The organism is Bacillus sp. L_1B0_5, from assembly GCF_000836715.1.
GTDB lineage: Bacteria > Bacillota > Bacilli > Bacillales > Bacillaceae_G > Bacillus_A > Bacillus_A thuringiensis_S.
Window position 1 is genome coordinate 15,759 of record NZ_JXIS01000026.1, and the last position, 18,655, is coordinate 34,413.

Here is an 18,655-nt window from a genome sequence, read left to right on the forward strand (position 1 = left end):
TCGATTGATGAAGACTAACAATTAATAGGAAATAAAGCTCCCACTAATTAAAATTTCACCTTATCTGACATTATCATATATAAAGTTCTTTCCTATCGTCAATATTTTTTGACAAACTTCAACAAATTTTCTGTAAAGTTATTATAAACTTTTCATAAACATATAATATGCCCTTACATTGCTAATACTGCTGAATATGATACAATTACCAATTACAAGGAGGATGAATTTATGAAAAAAGTCATCTTAACAATTGTTTGTCTCCTCCTTCTGATCATTTCTTATTCTTATTTTGAAAAGAACGATGAGACAAAACAAAATGAATCTGAAGAAAAAACAGAAAAAACATCTGCCCCAAATTGGATTGATAAGCAAACAAACGAATCTTTTTATCATCTTGTATTAGGTGATTCACTCGCTAAAGGATATGGATCGACACAAGGTGGATTTGCTGAATTAGCTTCTAAGCAAATAGAAGCACAAATTCATAAACCAATTACAGTAGAAAACCTTGGGATAAACGGTCTTACAACAGATCGTCTCGCTAAAAAAGTTCAATCAGAAGATGTAAAGGAAAAAATTAGAGCAGCAAATATAATTACAATTAATATTGGAGGAAATAATTTATTTCGTTTAAATCGTGATGTTGGTGTTATAGATGGTATTAAAATATTAAATAAAGAAAAAGCCCATTTTGAAGCGGATATAAAAAGTATAGTAAAGACAGTTCGAGATCAAAATCCGGACGCTTTACTCATTCTCTCAGAACTCTATAACCCGTTACAACTCGATGACTCCATCGCAAGTTATGCAGATATGTTTTTAGATGGCTGGAATGAATCTGTTTATTCCATTTCCAAAGCAAATCAACCATCTATCGTTTTACCAATTCGCAAATTAATATCGAATGATAAAAAAGAGTTATTATTTGACCAAGTACACCCAAATGATAACGGCTATGCAATTATTGCCAATACATTTACAAAGCAAGTGTTATCCTACAAATATTAAAGCGACCATGAAACAATTCTATTTTTATAACATGTCTTTTTTGTTACAATGATAGTGGAAGGGGGCCTTTATATGGAATCACGCGAGTGGGAACGTATTGTTGATCATCTTCTTTCGCTAGTGCCTCTTTTTTATCGCAAATTTATGCTTCCTGGAGAATTTTCTTCTCAAAGACATATGCCGCCATCACATACACAAGTATTACTGCTTTTGCATGAAAACGGCACATTAGCAGTTTCCGAAATCGGCAAGCGGCTAGCGATTTCACGGCCTAACATGACACCTCTATTAAACAAACTTATTCAAGAAGAACTAATAGAGCGTCATTATAGCGAAAAAGATCGACGGGTCATTTTAATTTCTCTAACAGCTGAAGGGAAATTATTAGTAAATCAGTATCAGCAATTCATTTTAGACAAACTAAAAGAAAATTTCCAAACATTATCTGAGGAAGAGCGCGAAAAGCTCATTCATTCTCTTCAAACCATTCAAAATTTAATTTTGAAAACAAACGTATAAAGCTGCTTCTAAATAGAAGCAGCTTTATGATTCGTAATAATTACCATAGTACACATTGGAATATGGCCATGTTGTTAAATATGGTTTTTTTTCCTGTGTAGGCTGTTGTTGTGGTATTTGTGGTATTTGTGGTATTTGTGATAATTGTTGTTGCCGATATAATTCGTATTGTCTACTCGTATCATAAACCGGATAATAATTTACATATGGATATACTTGAGGTACGTAATAATAATACATTATCCTCTCCTCCTTTTTCTTAAACATATTCAAAGGAGAAAATGAATGTGACATTGTTTATAATTGTACAAGTGGTTCTCTCACTCGTTTCTTCCTTTTCTTCAAGCGTAACTTACGGTTCTTTTCGTATAAATAATGCACAACGAAATACGAAATGAGACCAAACACAACTCCTAAAATCGTCATTCCAATTAATACATACACTTCACTTTGTAATAAGCTCTTTAATATCGTAAAAATGTGACTTGAAAACAAGTCCGCTATCGTAAATGGTTCATGATGAATTTTCTGTACATGGAATGGATAAATCATTTTTCCTAGCGCATACGCAAGCGGAAATAAAAATACTGGGAGAAACGATATTTTCCCAATAATATTGCCAATAACTGCCGCAGGAAAAGATCCCTTTGCTAACCTGACGATTGGATAAAATATTACATATACGAGCGATGCCGTATAAATGACTAACATTTCTAAGCCGAATCCTATAGCAAACCCTAACGATACTTTCTTTGCGCCTTCTGGCGATCGAAGCAACTTATAATATTGAAACTTTAATATTCTCCACATCCGCTGAAAAAACGAATATGTTTTCTTAGTTGTTTTCACCCTCATCATCTCTTTAACTATATTTTTATAAGTAGTATGTCCTTACACACTCTGAAAAACAAATTTAGTTTTCTCTTTTATTATAAATGATATCGAAATGGTTAACCAAATATACATCCGACATTTTAATATAAAAAAACCTCCCTTTTAGGAAGGCTCTTCTACATTTTTAAATAAACTTACTAATAACGCTTTTTGAGCATGCAATCGATTACCAGCTTGCTCAAAGACGATAGACTGTGGTCCATCTATAATTTCTCCTGTTACTTCTTCTTCACGATGGGCAGGTAAACAGTGTAAGAAACGATATGTTTGCTTCGCATGCTTAACAAGTTCGTTATTGATTTGGTAAGGTTGAAATAAAGAATATTTCTCTTCTTCGTCCTCTTGCCCCATGCTCATCCAAACGTCAGTATAAATGAAATCTGCTTCATTCACCGCTAATTCAGGATCATGCAAAACTTCAATTTCAGCTCCTGTTTCCTTGGCAATCGCTAACGCTTTTTTTACAATCTCTTCATTCGGTTCATATCCTACAGGCGTTGCAACAGTCATATGCATTCCGACTTTTGCACTCGCTAGCAACAATGAATGACATACATTATTTCCGTCACCTACGTAAGCCAATTTTATTCCTTTAAATGTATTTATTTCTTCATATATCGTCATGAGGTCTGCCAATGCTTGACAAGGATGATGATCATCCGTTAAACCGTTAATAACAGGAATACTTGATTCCTTCGCAAGCTCTTCTACATCAGCGTGTGAGAATGTACGTATCATGATCCCGTCAAGATACTGCGATAATACTTTCGCAGTATCTGAAACGGTTTCTCCTCTCCCCATTTGCATCTCTTTCCCACTTAAAAACATACCATGTCCCCCGAGCTGTACCATTCCCGCTTCAAAAGATACGCGAGTACGAGTTGAATGCTTATCAAAAATAAGCCCTAATATTTTGCCTTGTAATAAAGGCTCTTGCTTATTCTTTTTTAAATATATAGCGAACTCAATTAAAGAAATAATTTCTTCTTTCGTTAATTCTTCTAGTGTTAAAAGATCTTTCGTATTTAATTTCGGTACTTGTACAGTTGACATGAAACTTCCCCCTTATATGATTGATACGTGTTTTGTACAAACTACTTTTTTTATTATATATACTGCCTGTTCTAACTCTTCATTCGTGACAATGAGTGGCGGTAATAGTCTTATAACATTAGGGCCTGCTTGTAATACGAGAAGTCCTTCTTTTTCTAGTTGTTCTATAAAACTTGCAACTTCATGCTTACACTCAATCCCAATCATAAGCCCCTTACCACGTATATTTTGAATACATTCGACATGTTGTAATTCCTCTTGCAACTTCTCTAATACGTACTCGCCCTTTTCTTGTACTTCTTTTAAAAACGATGGTTTTTTACTTACTTGCAATACTTCTTTCGCTGCAGCCATCGCGATGTAATTCCCACCAAAAGTTGAACCGTGTGATCCTGCAGTAAACGACGTTTCGAGCTCTTTCCGACCAATCATTGCTCCGACAGGAACCCCATTCCCAAGTGCCTTTGCAACGGTAACGATATCAGGCTCTATTCCCACTTGTTCATAAGCGAATAGTGTTCCAGTTCTTCCAATCCCCGTTTGTACTTCGTCTATAATAAATAAGGAACCGAACTTCTTACATAATGTTTCAATCTCTTTCAAAAAAGATAGATCAGCAGGTATTACTCCTCCTTCTCCTTGAACTACTTCTACCATTACCGCCGCAACCTCTTCATTCATTACTTCCTCTAATGCTTTAATATTGTTAAAAGGGATATGTAAAAAAGATGGAAGTAATGGACCAAATCCTTCTTTTACCTTATCTTGGCCCGTTGCACTCATCGTTCCAAATGTTCTACCGTGAAAAGACTGCTGGCATGTTACGACGAGAGATTTTCCAGTATGCTTCCGCGCTAACTTTAAAGCTGCTTCATTTGCCTCTGCCCCGCTATTACAGAAAAACACATAATCTAATGCTCTATTTTCTGTTAATAATGACGCAACTTCTTCTTGTAAGCTGTTTGTAAACAGGTTAGATATATGCCATATATCATCAAGTTGCTCTTGTACACCTTTGAGAACAGTAGGGTGACAATGCCCTAAATTACATACGCCAATTCCTGATGTGAAATCTAAATATTGCTTACCGTTATTATCAATAACTTTCGTTCCAGTTCCCTTTACAAACTCAATAGTTCTTCTGCCATACGTTTGAAAAAGATGACTTGTCATACAATACTCACACCTTTCGTTACCGTCGTTCCAATACACTCTCCTGTAACCTCAGTAAAATCTTTTGTACCATTCACAATACTTATCTTTTGCACTCCCATTTTTAATGATGCTAGTGCCGCCTGTACTTTCGGAATCATCCCACCTGTAATAACACCTGTTTCTATAAAAGTAACAATTTCAGATTTATCCGTTTCCTTTACCAAATTCCCTTCATGTAATATTCCATCTACATCCGTAATAAAAATGAGCTCTTTTGCCCCTAACGCGGCCGCTATCCCAGCTGCAGCATTGTCCGCATTTATGTTATAAATTTCATTACCATTTACCCCGATTGGAGCAATAACAGGAATATAATTCATATTCATTAGCCCTTTTAGTAAGGACGTTTCGACATAACTTACTTCTCCCACATATCCTATCTCCTCGCTGACAGGTTCAACTTGAAGTAAATTGCCGTCACACCCTGAACAACCTACCGCAAGTAAATTATGCTTTTGTAAATTCATTACGAGTTTTTTATTCGTACTTCCGCATAGCACCATTTGAACAACATCCATAACTTCTTTTGGTGTCACTCGTAATCCATCTCTTTTTTCTACTTTGATGTTGCAATCTTTTAATTTAGCATCAATTTCTGGGCCGCCACCATGGACAATCACTACTTTATACTTCTGCTGTAATTTCTTTATACAATCAAAAAACACATCATTTAATTGAGCCAACATGCTACCGCCGCATTTCACTACAATATATTCGCTCATCTTCCCTCTCCTTATGTACGATAACAAGCGTTTATTTTTACATATTCATAGCTTAAGTCACAGCCCCAAGCTGATCCTTTCTCTTCACCTAAATGTAAATACACATTAATGACTATTTCATCTTCTTGTAATCTCTCTTTCATTTCTTCTTCAGCAAATGTTTGAGGCTCACTATTTTTTAATACCGATATAGATTGAAGAGTAATGTCAATTGTATTTGGATTAATAGCTACTTCACTTTGTCCAATACTGCTAATAATTCGTCCCCAGTTTGGGTCTTCACCATGTATTGCTGTTTTCACAAGACTCGAACCGACTATTTGCTTTGCAATTTTTTTTGCCTCTTCATTCGTTTGAGCTCCTAGCACATTTACTTCTATTAACTTCGTAGCTCCTTCACCATCTTGCGCAATTTTTTTCGCTAAATCTTCACATACTTGCTGTAAAGCACATACGAAAGTTTCCCAATCTGTATGTTCCATATTTATCGGTCTTGTTTCTGATAATCCACTTGCCATAACGATGACCATATCATTCGTAGAAGTATCTCCATCTACCGTAATTTGATTAAATGTATGATTCGTAATTTGGGATAACACTGTTTGCAATACGTCATGCTCTATATGAGCATCTGTCGTAATAAAACTAAGCATCGTTGCCATATTCGGATGAATCATCCCTGAACCTTTTGCAACACCCGCAATCGCCACTTTCTTCCCATCAATAATCATTTCATAGCAAGTTTCTTTCGTTATAAGATCCGTCGTTAAAATTGCTTCAGAAAAACAATATGCTTCACTTTCTTCCTTCGTCGGTATAAGAGTTGCAACTCCCTTTCGGATTATATCCATCGGCAGTGGAACACCAATTACACCTGTTGAAGCTACTGCAACGTAATTTTCTTTCATCCCAAAATGTTCCGCCCCTAATGCGCGCATCTCGTATGCGTCTTGTAATCCTTTCATTCCAGTACAAGCATTTGCATTTCCACTATTGACGATAATAGCTTGTAATTTCCCTTCTGCCGTTATACTATCCTTCGTTACTTGCAAAGGAGCTGCTTGTATTTGATTCGTTGTATACACAGCGGCACATGATGCTGGTACATCACAAACGATTGCCCCTAAATCCTTTTTCTCCTTTTTTAAACCATTTGCAGTACCAATTGCCGAAAAGCCTTTCGGCGTTACAATTGAACCATTTTCTAATTTTGTAATAGACGCTACTTTAATCATCATGTCCCCCTTATAGATAAAGCGGCATATGTTGTAAACCTGTTGTCTCTTCTAGTCCCGCTATTATGTTTGCATTTTGAATCGCTTGCCCAGCCGCGCCTTTCATCATATTGTCTATAACAGAAACGACCGTAACTCTTTCTGTTCTTTCATCGTAAGCTATGCCAATATCACAATAATTTGAGCCTCTCACTTCCTTTGGACTTGGAAATTTCCCTTGCATACAAATTCGGATGAAAGGCGATTGTTCATACGTTTCTTCATACAATTTTTGAAGTTGCTTTATTTCCATCTTTTGTTTTACTTTTGCATAAAGTGTAATCATGATTCCTCGTGATATCGGTATTAAATGTGTGCTAAATGTAATTGGCTGTAATTCACTATTCCATTCTGTAAGCATTTGCTCAATCTCTGGAACGTGCTGATGCTGGTTTACTTTATAAATATGTAAGTTATCGTATAGCTCAGGAAAATGAGTCATTGTTGTTGGTGTTTTACCTGCTCCTGATACCCCTGATTTCGCATCAATAATAATCGAATCTTCTTCAATCATGCCGCTACGTACTAACGGCGCTATCGCTAACAATGTGGCTGTAGCAAAACATCCTGGGTTTGCAATTAAATTTGCCTTTTGAATCTCATTCCTTTTCCATTCACTTAATCCATACACTGCTTTTCTTAGAATTTCTTCTTTCGCTGCTGGCCTTTTATACCACAGTTCATATGACGAAGGATCTATCATACGAAAGTCTCCAGATAGGTCAATTACTTTTAAACCTTCTGCTAATAACTTGGGAGTTAACTCCGCCGATACTCCTGCTGGTGTTGCTAGAAATACGATTTCTGCTTCTTTTCCTATCGTCTCCACATCAATTTCTTGTAACGTATGAAAAAGGACATTTCGAAGATGCGGATATACATTTGTTATACACTCACCAACTTGTGAAAAAGAATGGAGAGATGCTATCGAAAAATATGGATGTTGTTCTAATAAACGAATTAACTCAATGCCCCCATATCCAGTGGCTCCAATAATTGCGACTTTCATAAGTTCCTCCTCATATCGATTCTTTAAATTAAGTATGATTATAATATTGTATATTTATAGAGTCAATTAAATATTTATAAATTTTTAAATCTAAAAAAACTTAATTTTACTAGAAAAATAATATACTTAACCGAATTTTTATACAAAAACAGTGCATAGTAGTTTTTTTATTTCACTTCAAGTACAATAAAACAATACATACGTACATACAGGCGAGGAAAAATATGAACGAAAAATTAATTGAGAAAATGATTATAAAAAGTTTTCAGCAATATCAATGCAGTCCAATATCAAAAGAAGATCAGGAAATGCTAGTGAAACATATTCAAACGGTGACTCATTCAAATATTGAAATTGATTTATACGAGGAAATTGAGGATATTGTTTATGATTATGTAACTGGAAAACAATAAAAAATAGGAGATTTCCATATGGAAATCTCCTATTTTTTACTTAATGATTTACCTGCTACACGTTCAAATAAACCTGGGAATAAAGCATAAAGTTTCGGGCCAATTCCCATCCACTTCGGTAAGTTTACTTCACGTTTTTTCGTGTGTATCGACTTTACGATTTGTTCTGCTACGTATGTTGGTTTTAACATGTAACGTCCCATATTCTTTACATATGTACCAGATTGATCCGCTATTTCAAAAAAGTTTGTATCTATCGGACCTGGATTAATTGCTGTAACATAAATATCTGTATTCGCTAATTCCATGCGTAAACTATTCGTAAATCCTAATACGGCATGTTTCGTTGCTGCATAAGCACTCGATTTCGGAGTTGCAATTTTTCCAGCAAGTGAAGCAATATTAATAATATGTCCTTCATTCTTGTTTACCATATAAGGTAGTACCTCTTTCGTACATGCTACTAATCCAAATACATTTACTTGGAACATATCTTTTACTTCACCCATTGACGCATCTTCAAACGTTTTAAAAATACCAAATCCCGCATTGTTTACTAATATATCAATACGTCCCACTTCTTGTAATACCTTTGAAAAAACAGACTGTACTTCCATCTCTTCACTTACATCTAATACATAATAATAGCAAGGCGTATTATAAGTTTCTTTAATTTTGTCTACTAACGCTTGTAGTTTCTCTTCTGTTCGAGCCATTAATACTGGAGTCGCTCCCTGTGCTGCAACTTGCATTGCAACTTGCTCACCAATCCCACTAGAAGCACCTGTAATGACGATTACTTTATTTTGTAAACGTCCTGTCATTGCTGTCACCTACTTTGCATAATAAATCAATTGTTGCGATGACTCATCAATCATCACTTGTTGATTATATGCTAAATAGTCCAATTGTCCAACCGTTTCTGAAATAGTAAGTGGTAATTGTTCTTTATATAATACTGGAAATAATTTTACACATACTTCAAATGCTGTCATTGGTTTTTCCTTTAATAACTCAAGCACTTTAAAAGCACGTGTTTCTTGCTTTTGTAATCTCGTTTCAATAAGTTGTTTCACATTTAGAACATCTTCCCCATGCCCTGATAAAATGCGTGAAATATTCATTTCGCTTAAACGCTGTAATGTTTGATTATATTGTAGTAATGGGCGTGCCCGTTCTGTTTGCCCTTCATATGGTGGTTCTAGTATTGGATTCGAAGAAATATGACTAATGAGAGCATCTCCACCAATTAATATTCCATCAGATTCTCTATATAAAGAAATATGAGTAGAAGCATGACCTGGTGTTTCAAGCACTGTAAATCCAGGCAAAGAATTAATACGATCTCCTTCTCTCACAGTATGCGTTAACGATCTATTACAAGAATATTTAAGTGTCCTCGTCGTCAATAACGACTCGTCTTTCAAAAATGCTACTGGCACACCAAACTGTAAGGCCGTCTCTCTAAAAAATTCATGATACCGCTTTAAAAACTCTGGATTTTGTGTGATCCAAGGCTCATTCCAAGGATGTCCAATAATATTCGTCTTCTCAGAAAATATATTTAAAAGTCCACAATGATCTGCATGATGATGCGTAATGACTACTGTTTCAATATCTTCTATCGTATGTCCTAATGCACCTAATTGACTTTCTAACGCATTTCTTGCCTCTTCTGTATTCGTCCCTGTATCAATTAATGTTAATGTCTCCCCCTCAACTAAAAACACATTCACAGTTTCTACTGCAAATGGTACAGGAATCTCCATTCGGTGAATCGCCGTCATGCTTAGCCCCCCTGTCTCTTTCCGGTTCAAAAATGAATACTTCTTCAGTTTACAACTTCTATATATATTTGTCATTATTTTCAGATAAAAAGAGGTGTTTCCTATAAAAAAACGAATGTATGTACATTTATAAGAATTTCTAACCAAAATTAAAGGAGGAACATCATGTCTATTCAAAACATTTCCTTTCTCGGTGCAGGCTCTATTGCTGAAGCTATTATTGGTGGCTTGTTACATGCAAATGTTGTTAAAGGTGAACAAATTACTGTAAGTAATCGTTCTAACGAGACAAGATTACAAGAGCTACATAAAAAATACGGTGTCAAAGGTACTCATAATAAAAAAGAATTACTTACTGATGCAAATATTCTTTTTCTAGCAATGAAACCAAAGGATGTTGCAGAGGCGCTTACCCCTTTTAAAGAATACATAAATAATAACGTGCTTATTATTTCATTACTAGCAGGTGTTTCTACTCACTCAATTAGAAAACTACTTCAAAAAGACGTTCCAATTATTCGTGCAATGCCAAATACATCCGCAACCATTTTAAAATCAGCTACCGCTATCTCCCCTTCGAAACATGCAACAGCGGAACATATTCGCACTGCAACATCTTTATTTGAAACAATTGGTCTCGTCTCTGTTGTAGAGGAAGAAGATATGCATGCTGTCACTGCATTATCCGGAAGTGGACCTGCTTATATTTATTACGTAGTGGAAGCTATGGAAGAAGCTGCAAAAAAAATTGGTTTAAAAGAAGATATTGCAAAATCACTTATTCTTCAAACGATGATTGGTGCTGCTGAAATGCTAAAAGCAAGTGACAAACACCCTTCTATTTTGCGAAAGGAAATTACTTCTCCTGGCGGAACTACCGAAGCAGGTATTGAAGTATTACAAGAACATAAATTTCAACAAGCACTTATTTCTTGTATTACACAGGCAACGGAACGATCACATAATCTTGGAAAAACATTAGAACAACTAACAAAAGAAAAATAGAAAAAGGAGCTCAAGTTTATTTGAGCTCCTTTTTCTATAATTACACTTAGTTATTGTTCTTCCCAAAAATCTCTTCTTGCAGGCGACGACCAGTCGGCGTTGCTGCAAGTCCACCTTCCGCTGTTTCACGAAGTGCTACTGGCATCGTTTGTCCGATTCTAAACATTGCCTCAATTACTTCATCACATGGAATTGTACTCGTTACACCAGCTAATGCTAAATCTGCTGAAATCATCGCATTTGCAGCTCCTGCTGCATTACGTTTTACACAAGGTACTTCTACAAGTCCTGCAACAGGATCACACACTAAACCAAGCATGTTCTTTAATGAAATTGCCATCGCTGTAGCTGCTTGATCTTGTGTTCCACCAGCCATCTCAACTGCAGCTGCAGCCGCCATTCCACTTGCTGAACCAACTTCAGCTTGGCATCCTCCTGCCGCACCAGAAATACAAGCGTTATTCGCAACAACCATACCGAAAGCTCCTGCTGTAAATAAGAATTCAATCATTTCTTCACGTGTAGGCTGCAATTTTTCTCTTAGCGCAAATAGTACACCTGGCACTGTTCCAGCAGACCCTGCTGTTGGTGTTGCACAAATAATTCCCATCGCTGCGTTTACTTCATTTGTTGCAACAGCTTTGCTTACTGCATCCAAAATCGTATCTCCAGATAAGCCTTTTCCACTCTTCATATACGCTTGAACTTTTACAGCATCTCCACCAGTTAAACCAGTTGGTGATTTCACGCCGCGAATACCACGTTCTACTGCTTGTTCCATCACGACTAAGTTCTTTTCCATACCAGCAATTACTTCTTCACGTGAAATACTTCTTGTTTCCATTTCACATTGAATCATAATTTCTGCGATTTTTACATTTTGTTCTTTAGCTTGCGCCACTAGTTCCGCTGCGTTCCGAAACATGGTGTGTCCCCCCTGCAATTAATCCATAATAGTTACTTGACAAATATTTTGTTGCGCTTTTATTTCTTCAATTACTTCATCTGCTAATAATTCATCTGTTTCAATAACCATAAGCGCTCTTCTTCCTTTTTCTTTACGAGAAACACTCATTGTACTAATGTTAATCTCGTTTGTAGCAAGGATTGAAGCTACTGCTGCAATAGCACCAAAGCGATCGTTATTTACAATAAGTAGTGCTGGACTTGTGCCTGATAATTGAAGATCGAATCCGTTTAATTCTACAACTTCAATTTTACCGCCACCAATTGAGCAAGCAACCACTTCAATTTCTTCTTCACCTTTATACAAACGAATTTTCGCTGTATTTGGGTGAGGTGCATTGGCATCTTCTTCAATGAATTCCACTTCAATTCCGCGCTCTTTTGCTATTTCTAGCGCCTCTGGAATACGTAAGTCATCTGTTTCAAATCCTAATATTCCACCGATTAGTGCTACATCCGTACCATGCCCTCGATACGTCTTTGCAAATGATCCATATAACGAAATGCTTACTCTTTCTGGTTCATGACGAAACAGCTGGCGAGCAACTTGCCCCATTCTTGCCGCGCCTGCTGTATGTGAACTTGATGGTCCAATCATAACTGGACCGATAATATCAAATACTGAGCGATACTTCATCATAACTCCCCCTAAACCTCTATGCAAAAATTTATTCTACTATTCTATTAACCTGCTACATCTGTCGCTTTTCCAGTTGTACCACGAATTTGTTCTGCTGTATGAATTGGATAATTTTCAAATAAAAGTAATCCAATATAACCTGAAATAATACCAGTTATAATAATACATAAGAATCTTAGCATTATTTTCATTAAAAAATGATATAAGATAATCCACAATAAAGTCTGGTAGCAATCCAAAGTTTAACACAGAAGCCATTGCAAGGATAGCATAAACAAGCGATATCTTTCCTATTATAATTCTCATGTTACTCTCTCATGGTTTAGTCAACTTCACTTGTTACGATAATAACTAAAAAGCATGTGACTTATCATAAATTATAATCTGCCCTCATTATAGCTTGTTTTTTATAAAACGCTTACTTTTGTTGAATTTTAAAAGTTCTGAATAAAAGTCCATTCCTGCTATTTGTATCACTTGTATGTCATCTGACTTATATAACAGTTTTTCTAAATAATCATTATTTCGTATTTTTATCGTATATATTCAAACCATTCTAATTTTCTGTATCATCCAAGTATAAATATAAAATAATAACAGTTTTATTTTTAAATTTTTTTAGACATAAAAAAATGGTAACCTATCGTTACCATTTTTTACAAAATTATTATTTTTCTACTGGGAATGATTTCAAATCTGTCGCTATTTCTGCATTAGAAAACAACTCTCTTGCCTCTTTCAATAATTCCTTATATGTATCTCCTTGATAGCGAGAACTAATGTGAGTTAAGATTAATCGCTTCGCATTTGCCTGAAGTGCAATGCTCGCAGCTTGCTTAGATGTGGAATGAAAATAATCATGCGCTTGTTGCTCATCTTCTGCTGCGAAAGTCGCTTCATGGACAAGTACATCTGCATCTTGCGCAAGCTCCCTACTCGCTTCGCAATATCGCGTATCACCTAAGATAGTAATAATTCTTCCTTTTTGAGGTGGGCCGATAAACTCATTTCCATTTAATATCGTGCCATCCTCTAATTCAACTACTTCTCCATCCTTTAAACGTTTAAAGATTGGACCTGGTTTCACACCCATCTCAAGCAACTTATCAACTAAAAGAGCACCTTGTATATCTTTCTCTACAATACGATATCCAAAACATTCTATACCGTGTGACAATCTTTTCGTTTCTACATAAAATTCATTATCTTCAAATACGGTACCTTCTTCTGTTATCTCCACAACTTCAAGTGGATATTTCACATGTGTCGTACTTACCGATAATGCCACTTCAATAAATTGTTTAATTCCTTTCGGTCCATACACCGTTAAAGGCGTAGTTCCTCCTTGAAATGAACGGCTACCTAATAAACCAGGCAATCCAAAAATATGATCGCCATGTAAATGCGTAATAAATATTTTTTCAATGCGGCGCGGACGTACAGATGTATGTAATATTTGATGTTGCGTGGCCTCGCCACAATCAAATAACCAAGTTTGTCCTCGTTCTTCTAACAATTGTAAAGCAATTGCTGAAACGTTCCTTCCTTTTGAAGGAACACCTGCACCAGTTCCTAAAAATACAAATTCCACTTTCTTTCCTCCAGCTCTAAATATACTCTATCTCTCATCTTACGGAATGTTATTTCAAATGGCAAATTGAATTTACATAACCAATCATCTAGACAACTATATAACACGAACATTATACTTAAAAAATTTAGCAATCGTTCGTGTTTTGTGTTAAAATGATTATACTACATTTTAAGGGAGCGTTTTATTATGAAAGAAGTATTTCGTTTACAAACTGATTTTTCATCTTCATTTGATCGCTGGGTAAGTTCTTTCGTGTCTGATCACCCAGCACAATTAGAATGGACAACTTTAAAGGAATTAATCCATGAATATACAACATCACATACAAATGATACGTTACCAGCATATATTTCTTCAGCTTTAACATATTACGCCCAACGCGTTTCAACTACAAACAGTTCAGAGATTGTTATTTTTGAAAACCCTACAATCTCGTAATCTATAATAAAAAAGCACTGGTTACAGTGCTTTTTTATTTATACTTATTTAGCAAATGATTATATTCCGTCCAAAAGTCTGTATACATACTTTGATCAAACTCATCTAAAATTACCTTTTCACTTGATTTATTGAATAATTCTTTTGCTTGTAGCGCAAAAGAAACAATTTGTTTTCTATATTCATTTCCATTTACTTCTATATGAAGCCCTTCATAGTATATAGCCTCTTGATCAGTAGAAATAACTTTGACAAAATCCTTTAAAACCACATTTTCACCTATATGGTTTATAGTCCAATGAATTGAAATTTGGCATCCTAACATGAGCATAGTGCCACATCCGTGCAAAATAAGCCCCTCTTCATTTTCAATATCACAAATATATTCTTTATCTAAAGTTCGTAACAGAGCTAAAGCTGATTCACTTATTCCCCATTCCTCATCCATACCTGTCTACGTAATAATCGTTCCAGCCACATTTAAATAAAGGGAAACTTTAATCAGTGGGGGGCACCGTCCCCACTGATTATTAGTTGAACCAATCGGGCTTTTACGGGCAGTTTGATCTCTCCCACCTAACTCCTTTGCTCTAGCCGAATTTTGAGGTGGGAGTCTTACTGCCCGTTAATGCGGGATATATTTCTCCATGAGAACATAAATCTTCCTGCTCATTAAACAACCACTTTTGATTCTCAATATTTATAATAAAATTTTGTGGTACCATTACAAATTCCCCTCTTATAAAAATATTTATTTTCCACATTATTTATAATTAATATCATGCATTTCATCCCATATATCTATTATAAATCCATTTAATATTTTAAAAACACAGATAAAAAAGATATTGACACTACGATTTTACAGTGCTAACATTCAACATGTAATTGAATATGGTCTCTGTTAGGTGAGGCTCCTGTATAGAGAAACGCTGCTGCCCAAAAATGTCGAGAGACGCCAATGGGTCAACAGGAAAGGTCGGAATGAAGGCCTTTCTTAACGTAGCTGGTTTCAGTACCTATGCTATACAGTGCTAAAACTCAACGAGGGAGAGGTGCATATATTTTGTCACACACAAAAACTGTTTTTATTTATGTCTACTAACAGTCTTTGTTGTGGACTCTTTTAACTGCGAATTCAGACCTTTACTCGTTTTGAGTAAAGGTCTTTTTACGTATCTATGCACCTTACTATGAAACAAACATAGCATATTCAGAAACTACTAAATTGTACGGAGGTGAGGAACAGTTGGCAATTGATGATTCGGCCCAGATACCCATACGTTTTACATTCATATTTCATCATGTAGGTAGGAAAGAAACTGTTCCTCACCATTTCAAATAGTTAGGTAACAGATTGTTTCCTCCTTCATGACAGAGGAGGAACTACCAATGTTTAATTTACAAAGACAAGAAACAAAGCATGCTTATGAGCAAGATAGCATGAAAACAAATAACGAATTGTTAGTGGAGGTTGCAACACAAGATGTAAGCTCTGCATTAAAACTTTTAGAAACAACACAAGATGGATTATCTAAACAAGAAGCGTCTCGTAGACTTTCTTTATATGGTCCGAACGAAATAGCTCATAATAAAATGGCGCCGTGGTACATTCAATTTCTGTCGGCATTTAAAAATCCATTTATTTTCGTTTTATTAGCTCTTGGAGCACTCTCCTTTTTCACAGATGACATACAAGGAACAATTGTCGTATCTGCAATGGTACTACTTAGTGCAACGATTCGGTTTTCCCAAGAATTTCGTTCTCAAAAAGCTGCCGATAAGTTAAAAGCTATGGTTCGAACAACTGCGAGTGTATTTAGAATAAATGGATTTGTACATGAAATAAAAAATGTAACGAATTTAAATCGAAATTACACAACAGAAATTCCAATTGAGGAACTTGTACCTGGCGATATTATTTCCCTTTCAGCAGGTGATATCGTTCCAGCTGATGTGCGTATTGTATCCGCTAAAGATTTATTTGTTAATCAATCTTCTTTAACAGGGGAAGCACTTCCTGTAGAAAAATACGAACACTGCTACCATACAGAAAATAAGCATATCTTACCGAAAAACATGAAAAAAAATTACAATCCACTCGATATGGAAAACCTTTGTTTCATGGGAACAAATATTGTAAGTGGTAGCGCAAAAGCTGTTGTCATCTCAACAAGTACCGATACGTATTTCGGCTCTTTAGCAAATAAGGTAATCGGAAAGCGTGTAGAAACAAGCTTTGATAAAGGTGTAAACAAAGTAAGCTGGCTCTTAATTACATTCATGCTTATTATGGCGCCTATTGTCCTTCTCATTAATGGATTCACAAAAGGAGATTGGCAAGAAGCTTTCTTCTTCGCTATTGCAGTTGCTGTTGGTCTTACACCAGAAATGTTACCAATGATTGTAACTGCTAATTTAGCTAAAGGTGCCGTTAACATGTCTAAACAAAAAGTAATTGTAAAACAACTAAATTCTATTCAAAACTTAGGTGCTATGAACATTCTTTGTACAGATAAAACCGGAACTTTAACAGAAGATAAAGTTGTCCTTGTTCGTCACTTAGATCCTAGTGGAAATGAATGTAATCGCGTCTTGCAATTTGCCTATTTAAATAGTTTCTATCAAACTGGATTGAAAAACTTAATAGATAAAGCTGTTATTAAGCATACAGAGGAAAACAATACATTTGATCCATCAGCTTTTCAAAAGCTAGATGAAATTCCATTCGATTTCGCCCGCCGGCGTATGTCAGTCATCGTAAAGGATAGTTCAGGTGAACATACAATGGTTTGTAAAGGTGCCGTAGAAGAAATTTTATCAATTTGTAACTACACTGAAGTGGATAAAAAAATAGTTACACTCACTGAGGAAACACGCTCAAATGTCAAAAAACTAAGCGAGACATTGAATAGTGAAGGTATGCGGGTTATTGCTGTGGCTTATAAAAAAGATAGAAAAATAAATGATAAAGAGTACGCAGTAAAAGACGAAACTGATATGATTCTCGCTGGATATATCGGCTTTTTAGATCCACCGAAACCATCTGCAGCAGCTGCAATTCAAGCATTACAAAAGCATGGTGTACAAGTGAAAATTTTAACTGGCGATAACGAAATTGTTACAAGAAAGGTTTGTAAAGAAGTTGGATTAAATATCGGCGAACCCATCCTCGGTTACGAGATTGATTCTTTACCAGATAAAGCATTAGCAAAACTTGCTGAAGAAACGACTGTATTTGCGAAGCTAAATCCAATGCAAAAATCTCGCATTATACGCGCACTACAAGGAAATGGACACACTGTAGGTTATATGGGAGATGGCATTAACGATGCTGTAGCATTACGTGAAGCTGATGTCGGAATATCCGTTGATACTGCTACTGATATTGCAAAAGAAGCTTCCGATATTATTCTACTCGAAAAAAGTTTAACTATATTAGAAGCCGGGATTTTAGAAGGGCGTACTACATTCGGAAATATTTTAAAATATATTAAGATGACAGCTAGCTCTAACTTCGGTAATGTGTTTAGCGTGTTAGTAGCAAGTGCTTTCATTCCCTTTTTACCGATGCTTGCCATTCATCTTTTAATTCAAAACTTACTTTATGATATTTCACAACTTTCTATTCCATGGGACAAAATGGATAAAGAGTTTCTAGAAAAGCCACGAAAATGGGATACTGCAAACTTACGAAACTTCATTATTTGTATCGGCCCAATTAGTTCTATATTTGATATTATCACATACGTAGTCATGTGGAATGTATTTGGCGCAAATACACCGAGCGAACAATCATTATTCCAGTCCGGTTGGTTTGTCGTTGGATTGTTAACACAAACTTTAATTGTTCACATGATAAGAACACAGAAGATTCCATTTATTCAAAGCACTGCATCAACACCAGTCGTTTTATTAACTGCTCTTATTATGGCAATCGGGATTTATATTCCATTCTCACCACTTGGTGCAGCCGTTGGTTTACAAGCATTGCCACTTAGCTATTTCCCTTGGTTAGTAGGAATACTATTAGGCTACGCTGTCTTAACACAATTCCTGAAAAAGCTTTATATTCAAAAGTTTCATAGCTGGTTGTAAAAATAAGAATGAGTGGG

At 35.7% G+C, this 18,655-nt stretch carries 20 protein-coding genes, 1 pseudogene and 1 riboswitch; of the genes and pseudogenes, 6 read left to right on the forward strand and 15 right to left on the reverse strand.

From position 1 onward, the window contains the following. The first annotated feature begins 231 nt into the window (after positions 1–231). A complete protein-coding gene (locus RT27_RS09295; protein ID WP_043935906.1) occupies positions 232–1,011 on the forward strand; it encodes a GDSL-type esterase/lipase family protein in 780 nt (259 codons plus the stop codon). A gap of 72 nt (positions 1,012–1,083) precedes the next feature. Further along, on the forward strand, positions 1,084–1,530 hold the full coding sequence (locus tag RT27_RS09300) for a MarR family transcriptional regulator (RefSeq protein WP_000445819.1): 447 nt from the start codon (positions 1,084–1,086) through the stop codon (positions 1,528–1,530). Positions 1,531–1,554: 24 nt separating this feature from the next. On the opposite strand, the gene RT27_RS09305 is transcribed toward RT27_RS09300, so the two are convergent. The 7 genes from RT27_RS09305 to argC all read right to left on the reverse strand — a co-directional run bounded on the left by RT27_RS09305 (position 1,555) and on the right by argC (position 7,697). Beyond that, on the reverse strand, positions 1,555–1,770 hold the full coding sequence (locus tag RT27_RS09305) for a hypothetical protein (protein ID WP_043935907.1): 216 nt from the start codon (positions 1,768–1,770) through the stop codon (positions 1,555–1,557). A gap of 57 nt (positions 1,771–1,827) precedes the next feature. Continuing rightward, positions 1,828–2,388: a DUF2062 domain-containing protein gene (locus tag RT27_RS09310; RefSeq protein ID WP_043935909.1), complete on the reverse strand. Its 561-nt coding sequence runs from the start codon at positions 2,386–2,388 to the stop codon at positions 1,828–1,830. A 138-nt stretch (positions 2,389–2,526) separates the two neighbouring features. Continuing rightward, a complete protein-coding gene (gene argF, locus RT27_RS09315; RefSeq protein WP_043935910.1) occupies positions 2,527–3,477 on the reverse strand; it encodes an ornithine carbamoyltransferase in 951 nt (316 codons plus the stop codon). A 12-nt stretch (positions 3,478–3,489) separates the two neighbouring features. Beyond that, complete coding sequence (locus tag RT27_RS09320) at positions 3,490–4,650, reverse strand: acetylornithine transaminase (protein ID WP_043935911.1); 1,161 nt, start codon at positions 4,648–4,650, stop codon at positions 3,490–3,492. After that, complete coding sequence (argB, locus tag RT27_RS09325; RefSeq protein WP_029443269.1) at positions 4,647–5,414, reverse strand: acetylglutamate kinase; 768 nt, start codon at positions 5,412–5,414, stop codon at positions 4,647–4,649. The genes RT27_RS09320 and argB overlap by 4 nt, the downstream gene beginning before the upstream one ends. An 11-nt stretch (positions 5,415–5,425) precedes the next feature. Beyond that, a complete protein-coding gene (gene argJ / locus RT27_RS09330; protein WP_016080351.1) occupies positions 5,426–6,649 on the reverse strand; it encodes a bifunctional glutamate N-acetyltransferase/amino-acid acetyltransferase ArgJ in 1,224 nt (407 codons plus the stop codon). A gap of 10 nt (positions 6,650–6,659) precedes the next feature. Further along, a complete protein-coding gene (gene argC, locus RT27_RS09335) occupies positions 6,660–7,697 on the reverse strand; it encodes an N-acetyl-gamma-glutamyl-phosphate reductase (RefSeq protein WP_016080350.1) in 1,038 nt (345 codons plus the stop codon). Positions 7,698–7,921: 224 nt separating this feature from the next. Between argC and RT27_RS09340 the strand changes: the two genes are divergently transcribed. After that, positions 7,922–8,110 carry a YqzH family protein gene (locus RT27_RS09340; protein WP_001003222.1) on the forward strand — a complete coding sequence of 63 codons (189 nt, stop codon included), beginning with the start codon at positions 7,922–7,924 and terminating at the stop codon, positions 8,108–8,110. 29 nt (positions 8,111–8,139) lie between these two features. Here the strand turns inward: RT27_RS09340 and RT27_RS09345 are convergent, their stop codons facing one another. Together RT27_RS09345 and RT27_RS09350 are read right to left on the reverse strand one after the other, a co-directional pair. Next, positions 8,140–8,934 carry an SDR family oxidoreductase gene (locus RT27_RS09345; RefSeq protein ID WP_043935912.1) on the reverse strand — a complete coding sequence of 265 codons (795 nt, stop codon included), beginning with the start codon at positions 8,932–8,934 and terminating at the stop codon, positions 8,140–8,142. Between the two features lie 9 nt (positions 8,935–8,943). Continuing rightward, positions 8,944–9,897 (reverse strand): MBL fold metallo-hydrolase, encoded by a 954-nt coding sequence (locus RT27_RS09350; protein ID WP_016080348.1) that lies wholly within the window; start codon positions 9,895–9,897, stop codon positions 8,944–8,946. A gap of 165 nt (positions 9,898–10,062) precedes the next feature. On the opposite strand from RT27_RS09350, the gene proI reads away from it, so the two are divergent. Further along, a complete protein-coding gene (proI, locus tag RT27_RS09355; RefSeq protein WP_029443271.1) occupies positions 10,063–10,902 on the forward strand; it encodes a pyrroline-5-carboxylate reductase ProI in 840 nt (279 codons plus the stop codon). A gap of 46 nt (positions 10,903–10,948) precedes the next feature. Here the strand turns inward: proI and sdaAA are convergent, their stop codons facing one another. From sdaAA to rnz, 4 genes are all read right to left on the reverse strand, one after another. Beyond that, the gene (sdaAA, locus tag RT27_RS09360) at positions 10,949–11,827 is read right to left on the reverse strand and encodes an L-serine ammonia-lyase, iron-sulfur-dependent, subunit alpha (protein WP_000489461.1); all 879 of its coding nucleotides are present in this window, start codon (positions 11,825–11,827) and stop codon (positions 10,949–10,951) included. A gap of 18 nt (positions 11,828–11,845) precedes the next feature. Continuing rightward, positions 11,846–12,505 (reverse strand): L-serine ammonia-lyase, iron-sulfur-dependent subunit beta, encoded by a 660-nt coding sequence (sdaAB, locus tag RT27_RS09365; RefSeq protein WP_000877449.1) that lies wholly within the window; start codon positions 12,503–12,505, stop codon positions 11,846–11,848. Positions 12,506–12,552: 47 nt separating this feature from the next. After that, entirely contained in the window at positions 12,553–12,690 is a 138-nt protein-coding gene (locus RT27_RS35165; RefSeq protein WP_173927902.1) for a hypothetical protein, read from the reverse strand. A 485-nt stretch (positions 12,691–13,175) separates the two neighbouring features. Beyond that, positions 13,176–14,099 carry a ribonuclease Z gene (gene rnz / locus RT27_RS09375; protein WP_043935913.1) on the reverse strand — a complete coding sequence of 308 codons (924 nt, stop codon included), beginning with the start codon at positions 14,097–14,099 and terminating at the stop codon, positions 13,176–13,178. 189 nt (positions 14,100–14,288) lie between these two features. Between rnz and RT27_RS09380 the strand changes: the two genes are divergently transcribed. Further along, positions 14,289–14,540 carry a DUF3932 family protein gene (locus RT27_RS09380; RefSeq protein WP_000665709.1) on the forward strand — a complete coding sequence of 84 codons (252 nt, stop codon included), beginning with the start codon at positions 14,289–14,291 and terminating at the stop codon, positions 14,538–14,540. A gap of 34 nt (positions 14,541–14,574) precedes the next feature. Here the strand turns inward: RT27_RS09380 and RT27_RS09385 are convergent. Continuing rightward, positions 14,575–15,083, reverse strand: a pseudogene (locus RT27_RS09385) (hypothetical protein). A 47-nt stretch (positions 15,084–15,130) separates the two neighbouring features. Then, positions 15,131–15,265 (reverse strand): hypothetical protein, encoded by a 135-nt coding sequence (locus RT27_RS36085; protein WP_016080344.1) that lies wholly within the window; start codon positions 15,263–15,265, stop codon positions 15,131–15,133. Positions 15,266–15,433: 168 nt separating this feature from the next. Next, positions 15,434–15,601: riboswitch (M-box (ykoK) riboswitch) on the forward strand. 331 nt (positions 15,602–15,932) lie between these two features. Here RT27_RS36085 and mgtA point away from each other — a divergent pair. Beyond that, the gene (gene mgtA / locus RT27_RS09390) at positions 15,933–18,638 is read left to right on the forward strand and encodes a magnesium-translocating P-type ATPase (protein ID WP_043935914.1); all 2,706 of its coding nucleotides are present in this window, start codon (positions 15,933–15,935) and stop codon (positions 18,636–18,638) included. Positions 18,639–18,655: the final 17 nt, after the last annotated feature.

Excerpts from the sequence above, each read along its gene's own strand:
- RT27_RS09295 (WP_043935906.1), top strand. The coding sequence starts at position 232 with ATGAAAAAAGTCATCTTAACAATTGTTTGTCTCCTCCTTCTGATCATT.
- RT27_RS09300 (WP_000445819.1), top strand. The coding sequence starts at position 1,084 with ATGGAATCACGCGAGTGGGAACGTATTGTTGATCATCTTCTTTCGCTA.
- RT27_RS09305 (WP_043935907.1), bottom strand. The coding sequence starts at position 1,770 with ATGTATTATTATTACGTACCTCAAGTATATCCATATGTAAATTATTAT.
- RT27_RS09310 (WP_043935909.1), bottom strand. The coding sequence starts at position 2,388 with ATGATGAGGGTGAAAACAACTAAGAAAACATATTCGTTTTTTCAGCGG.
- argF (WP_043935910.1), bottom strand. The coding sequence starts at position 3,477 with ATGTCAACTGTACAAGTACCGAAATTAAATACGAAAGATCTTTTAACA.
- RT27_RS09320 (WP_043935911.1), bottom strand. The coding sequence starts at position 4,650 with ATGACAAGTCATCTTTTTCAAACGTATGGCAGAAGAACTATTGAGTTT.
- argB (WP_029443269.1), bottom strand. The coding sequence starts at position 5,414 with ATGAGCGAATATATTGTAGTGAAATGCGGCGGTAGCATGTTGGCTCAA.
- argJ (WP_016080351.1), bottom strand. The coding sequence starts at position 6,649 with ATGATTAAAGTAGCGTCTATTACAAAATTAGAAAATGGTTCAATTGTA.
- argC (WP_016080350.1), bottom strand. The coding sequence starts at position 7,697 with ATGAAAGTCGCAATTATTGGAGCCACTGGATATGGGGGCATTGAGTTA.
- RT27_RS09340 (WP_001003222.1), top strand. The coding sequence starts at position 7,922 with ATGAACGAAAAATTAATTGAGAAAATGATTATAAAAAGTTTTCAGCAA.
- RT27_RS09345 (WP_043935912.1), bottom strand. The coding sequence starts at position 8,934 with ATGACAGGACGTTTACAAAATAAAGTAATCGTCATTACAGGTGCTTCT.
- RT27_RS09350 (WP_016080348.1), bottom strand. The coding sequence starts at position 9,897 with ATGACGGCGATTCACCGAATGGAGATTCCTGTACCATTTGCAGTAGAA.
- proI (WP_029443271.1), top strand. The coding sequence starts at position 10,063 with ATGTCTATTCAAAACATTTCCTTTCTCGGTGCAGGCTCTATTGCTGAA.
- sdaAA (WP_000489461.1), bottom strand. The coding sequence starts at position 11,827 with ATGTTTCGGAACGCAGCGGAACTAGTGGCGCAAGCTAAAGAACAAAAT.
- sdaAB (WP_000877449.1), bottom strand. The coding sequence starts at position 12,505 with ATGAAGTATCGCTCAGTATTTGATATTATCGGTCCAGTTATGATTGGA.
- RT27_RS35165 (WP_173927902.1), bottom strand. The coding sequence starts at position 12,690 with ATGCTAAGATTCTTATGTATTATTATAACTGGTATTATTTCAGGTTAT.
- RT27_RS09380 (WP_000665709.1), top strand. The coding sequence starts at position 14,289 with ATGAAAGAAGTATTTCGTTTACAAACTGATTTTTCATCTTCATTTGAT.
- RT27_RS36085 (WP_016080344.1), bottom strand. The coding sequence starts at position 15,265 with ATGGTACCACAAAATTTTATTATAAATATTGAGAATCAAAAGTGGTTG.
- mgtA (WP_043935914.1), top strand. The coding sequence starts at position 15,933 with ATGTTTAATTTACAAAGACAAGAAACAAAGCATGCTTATGAGCAAGAT.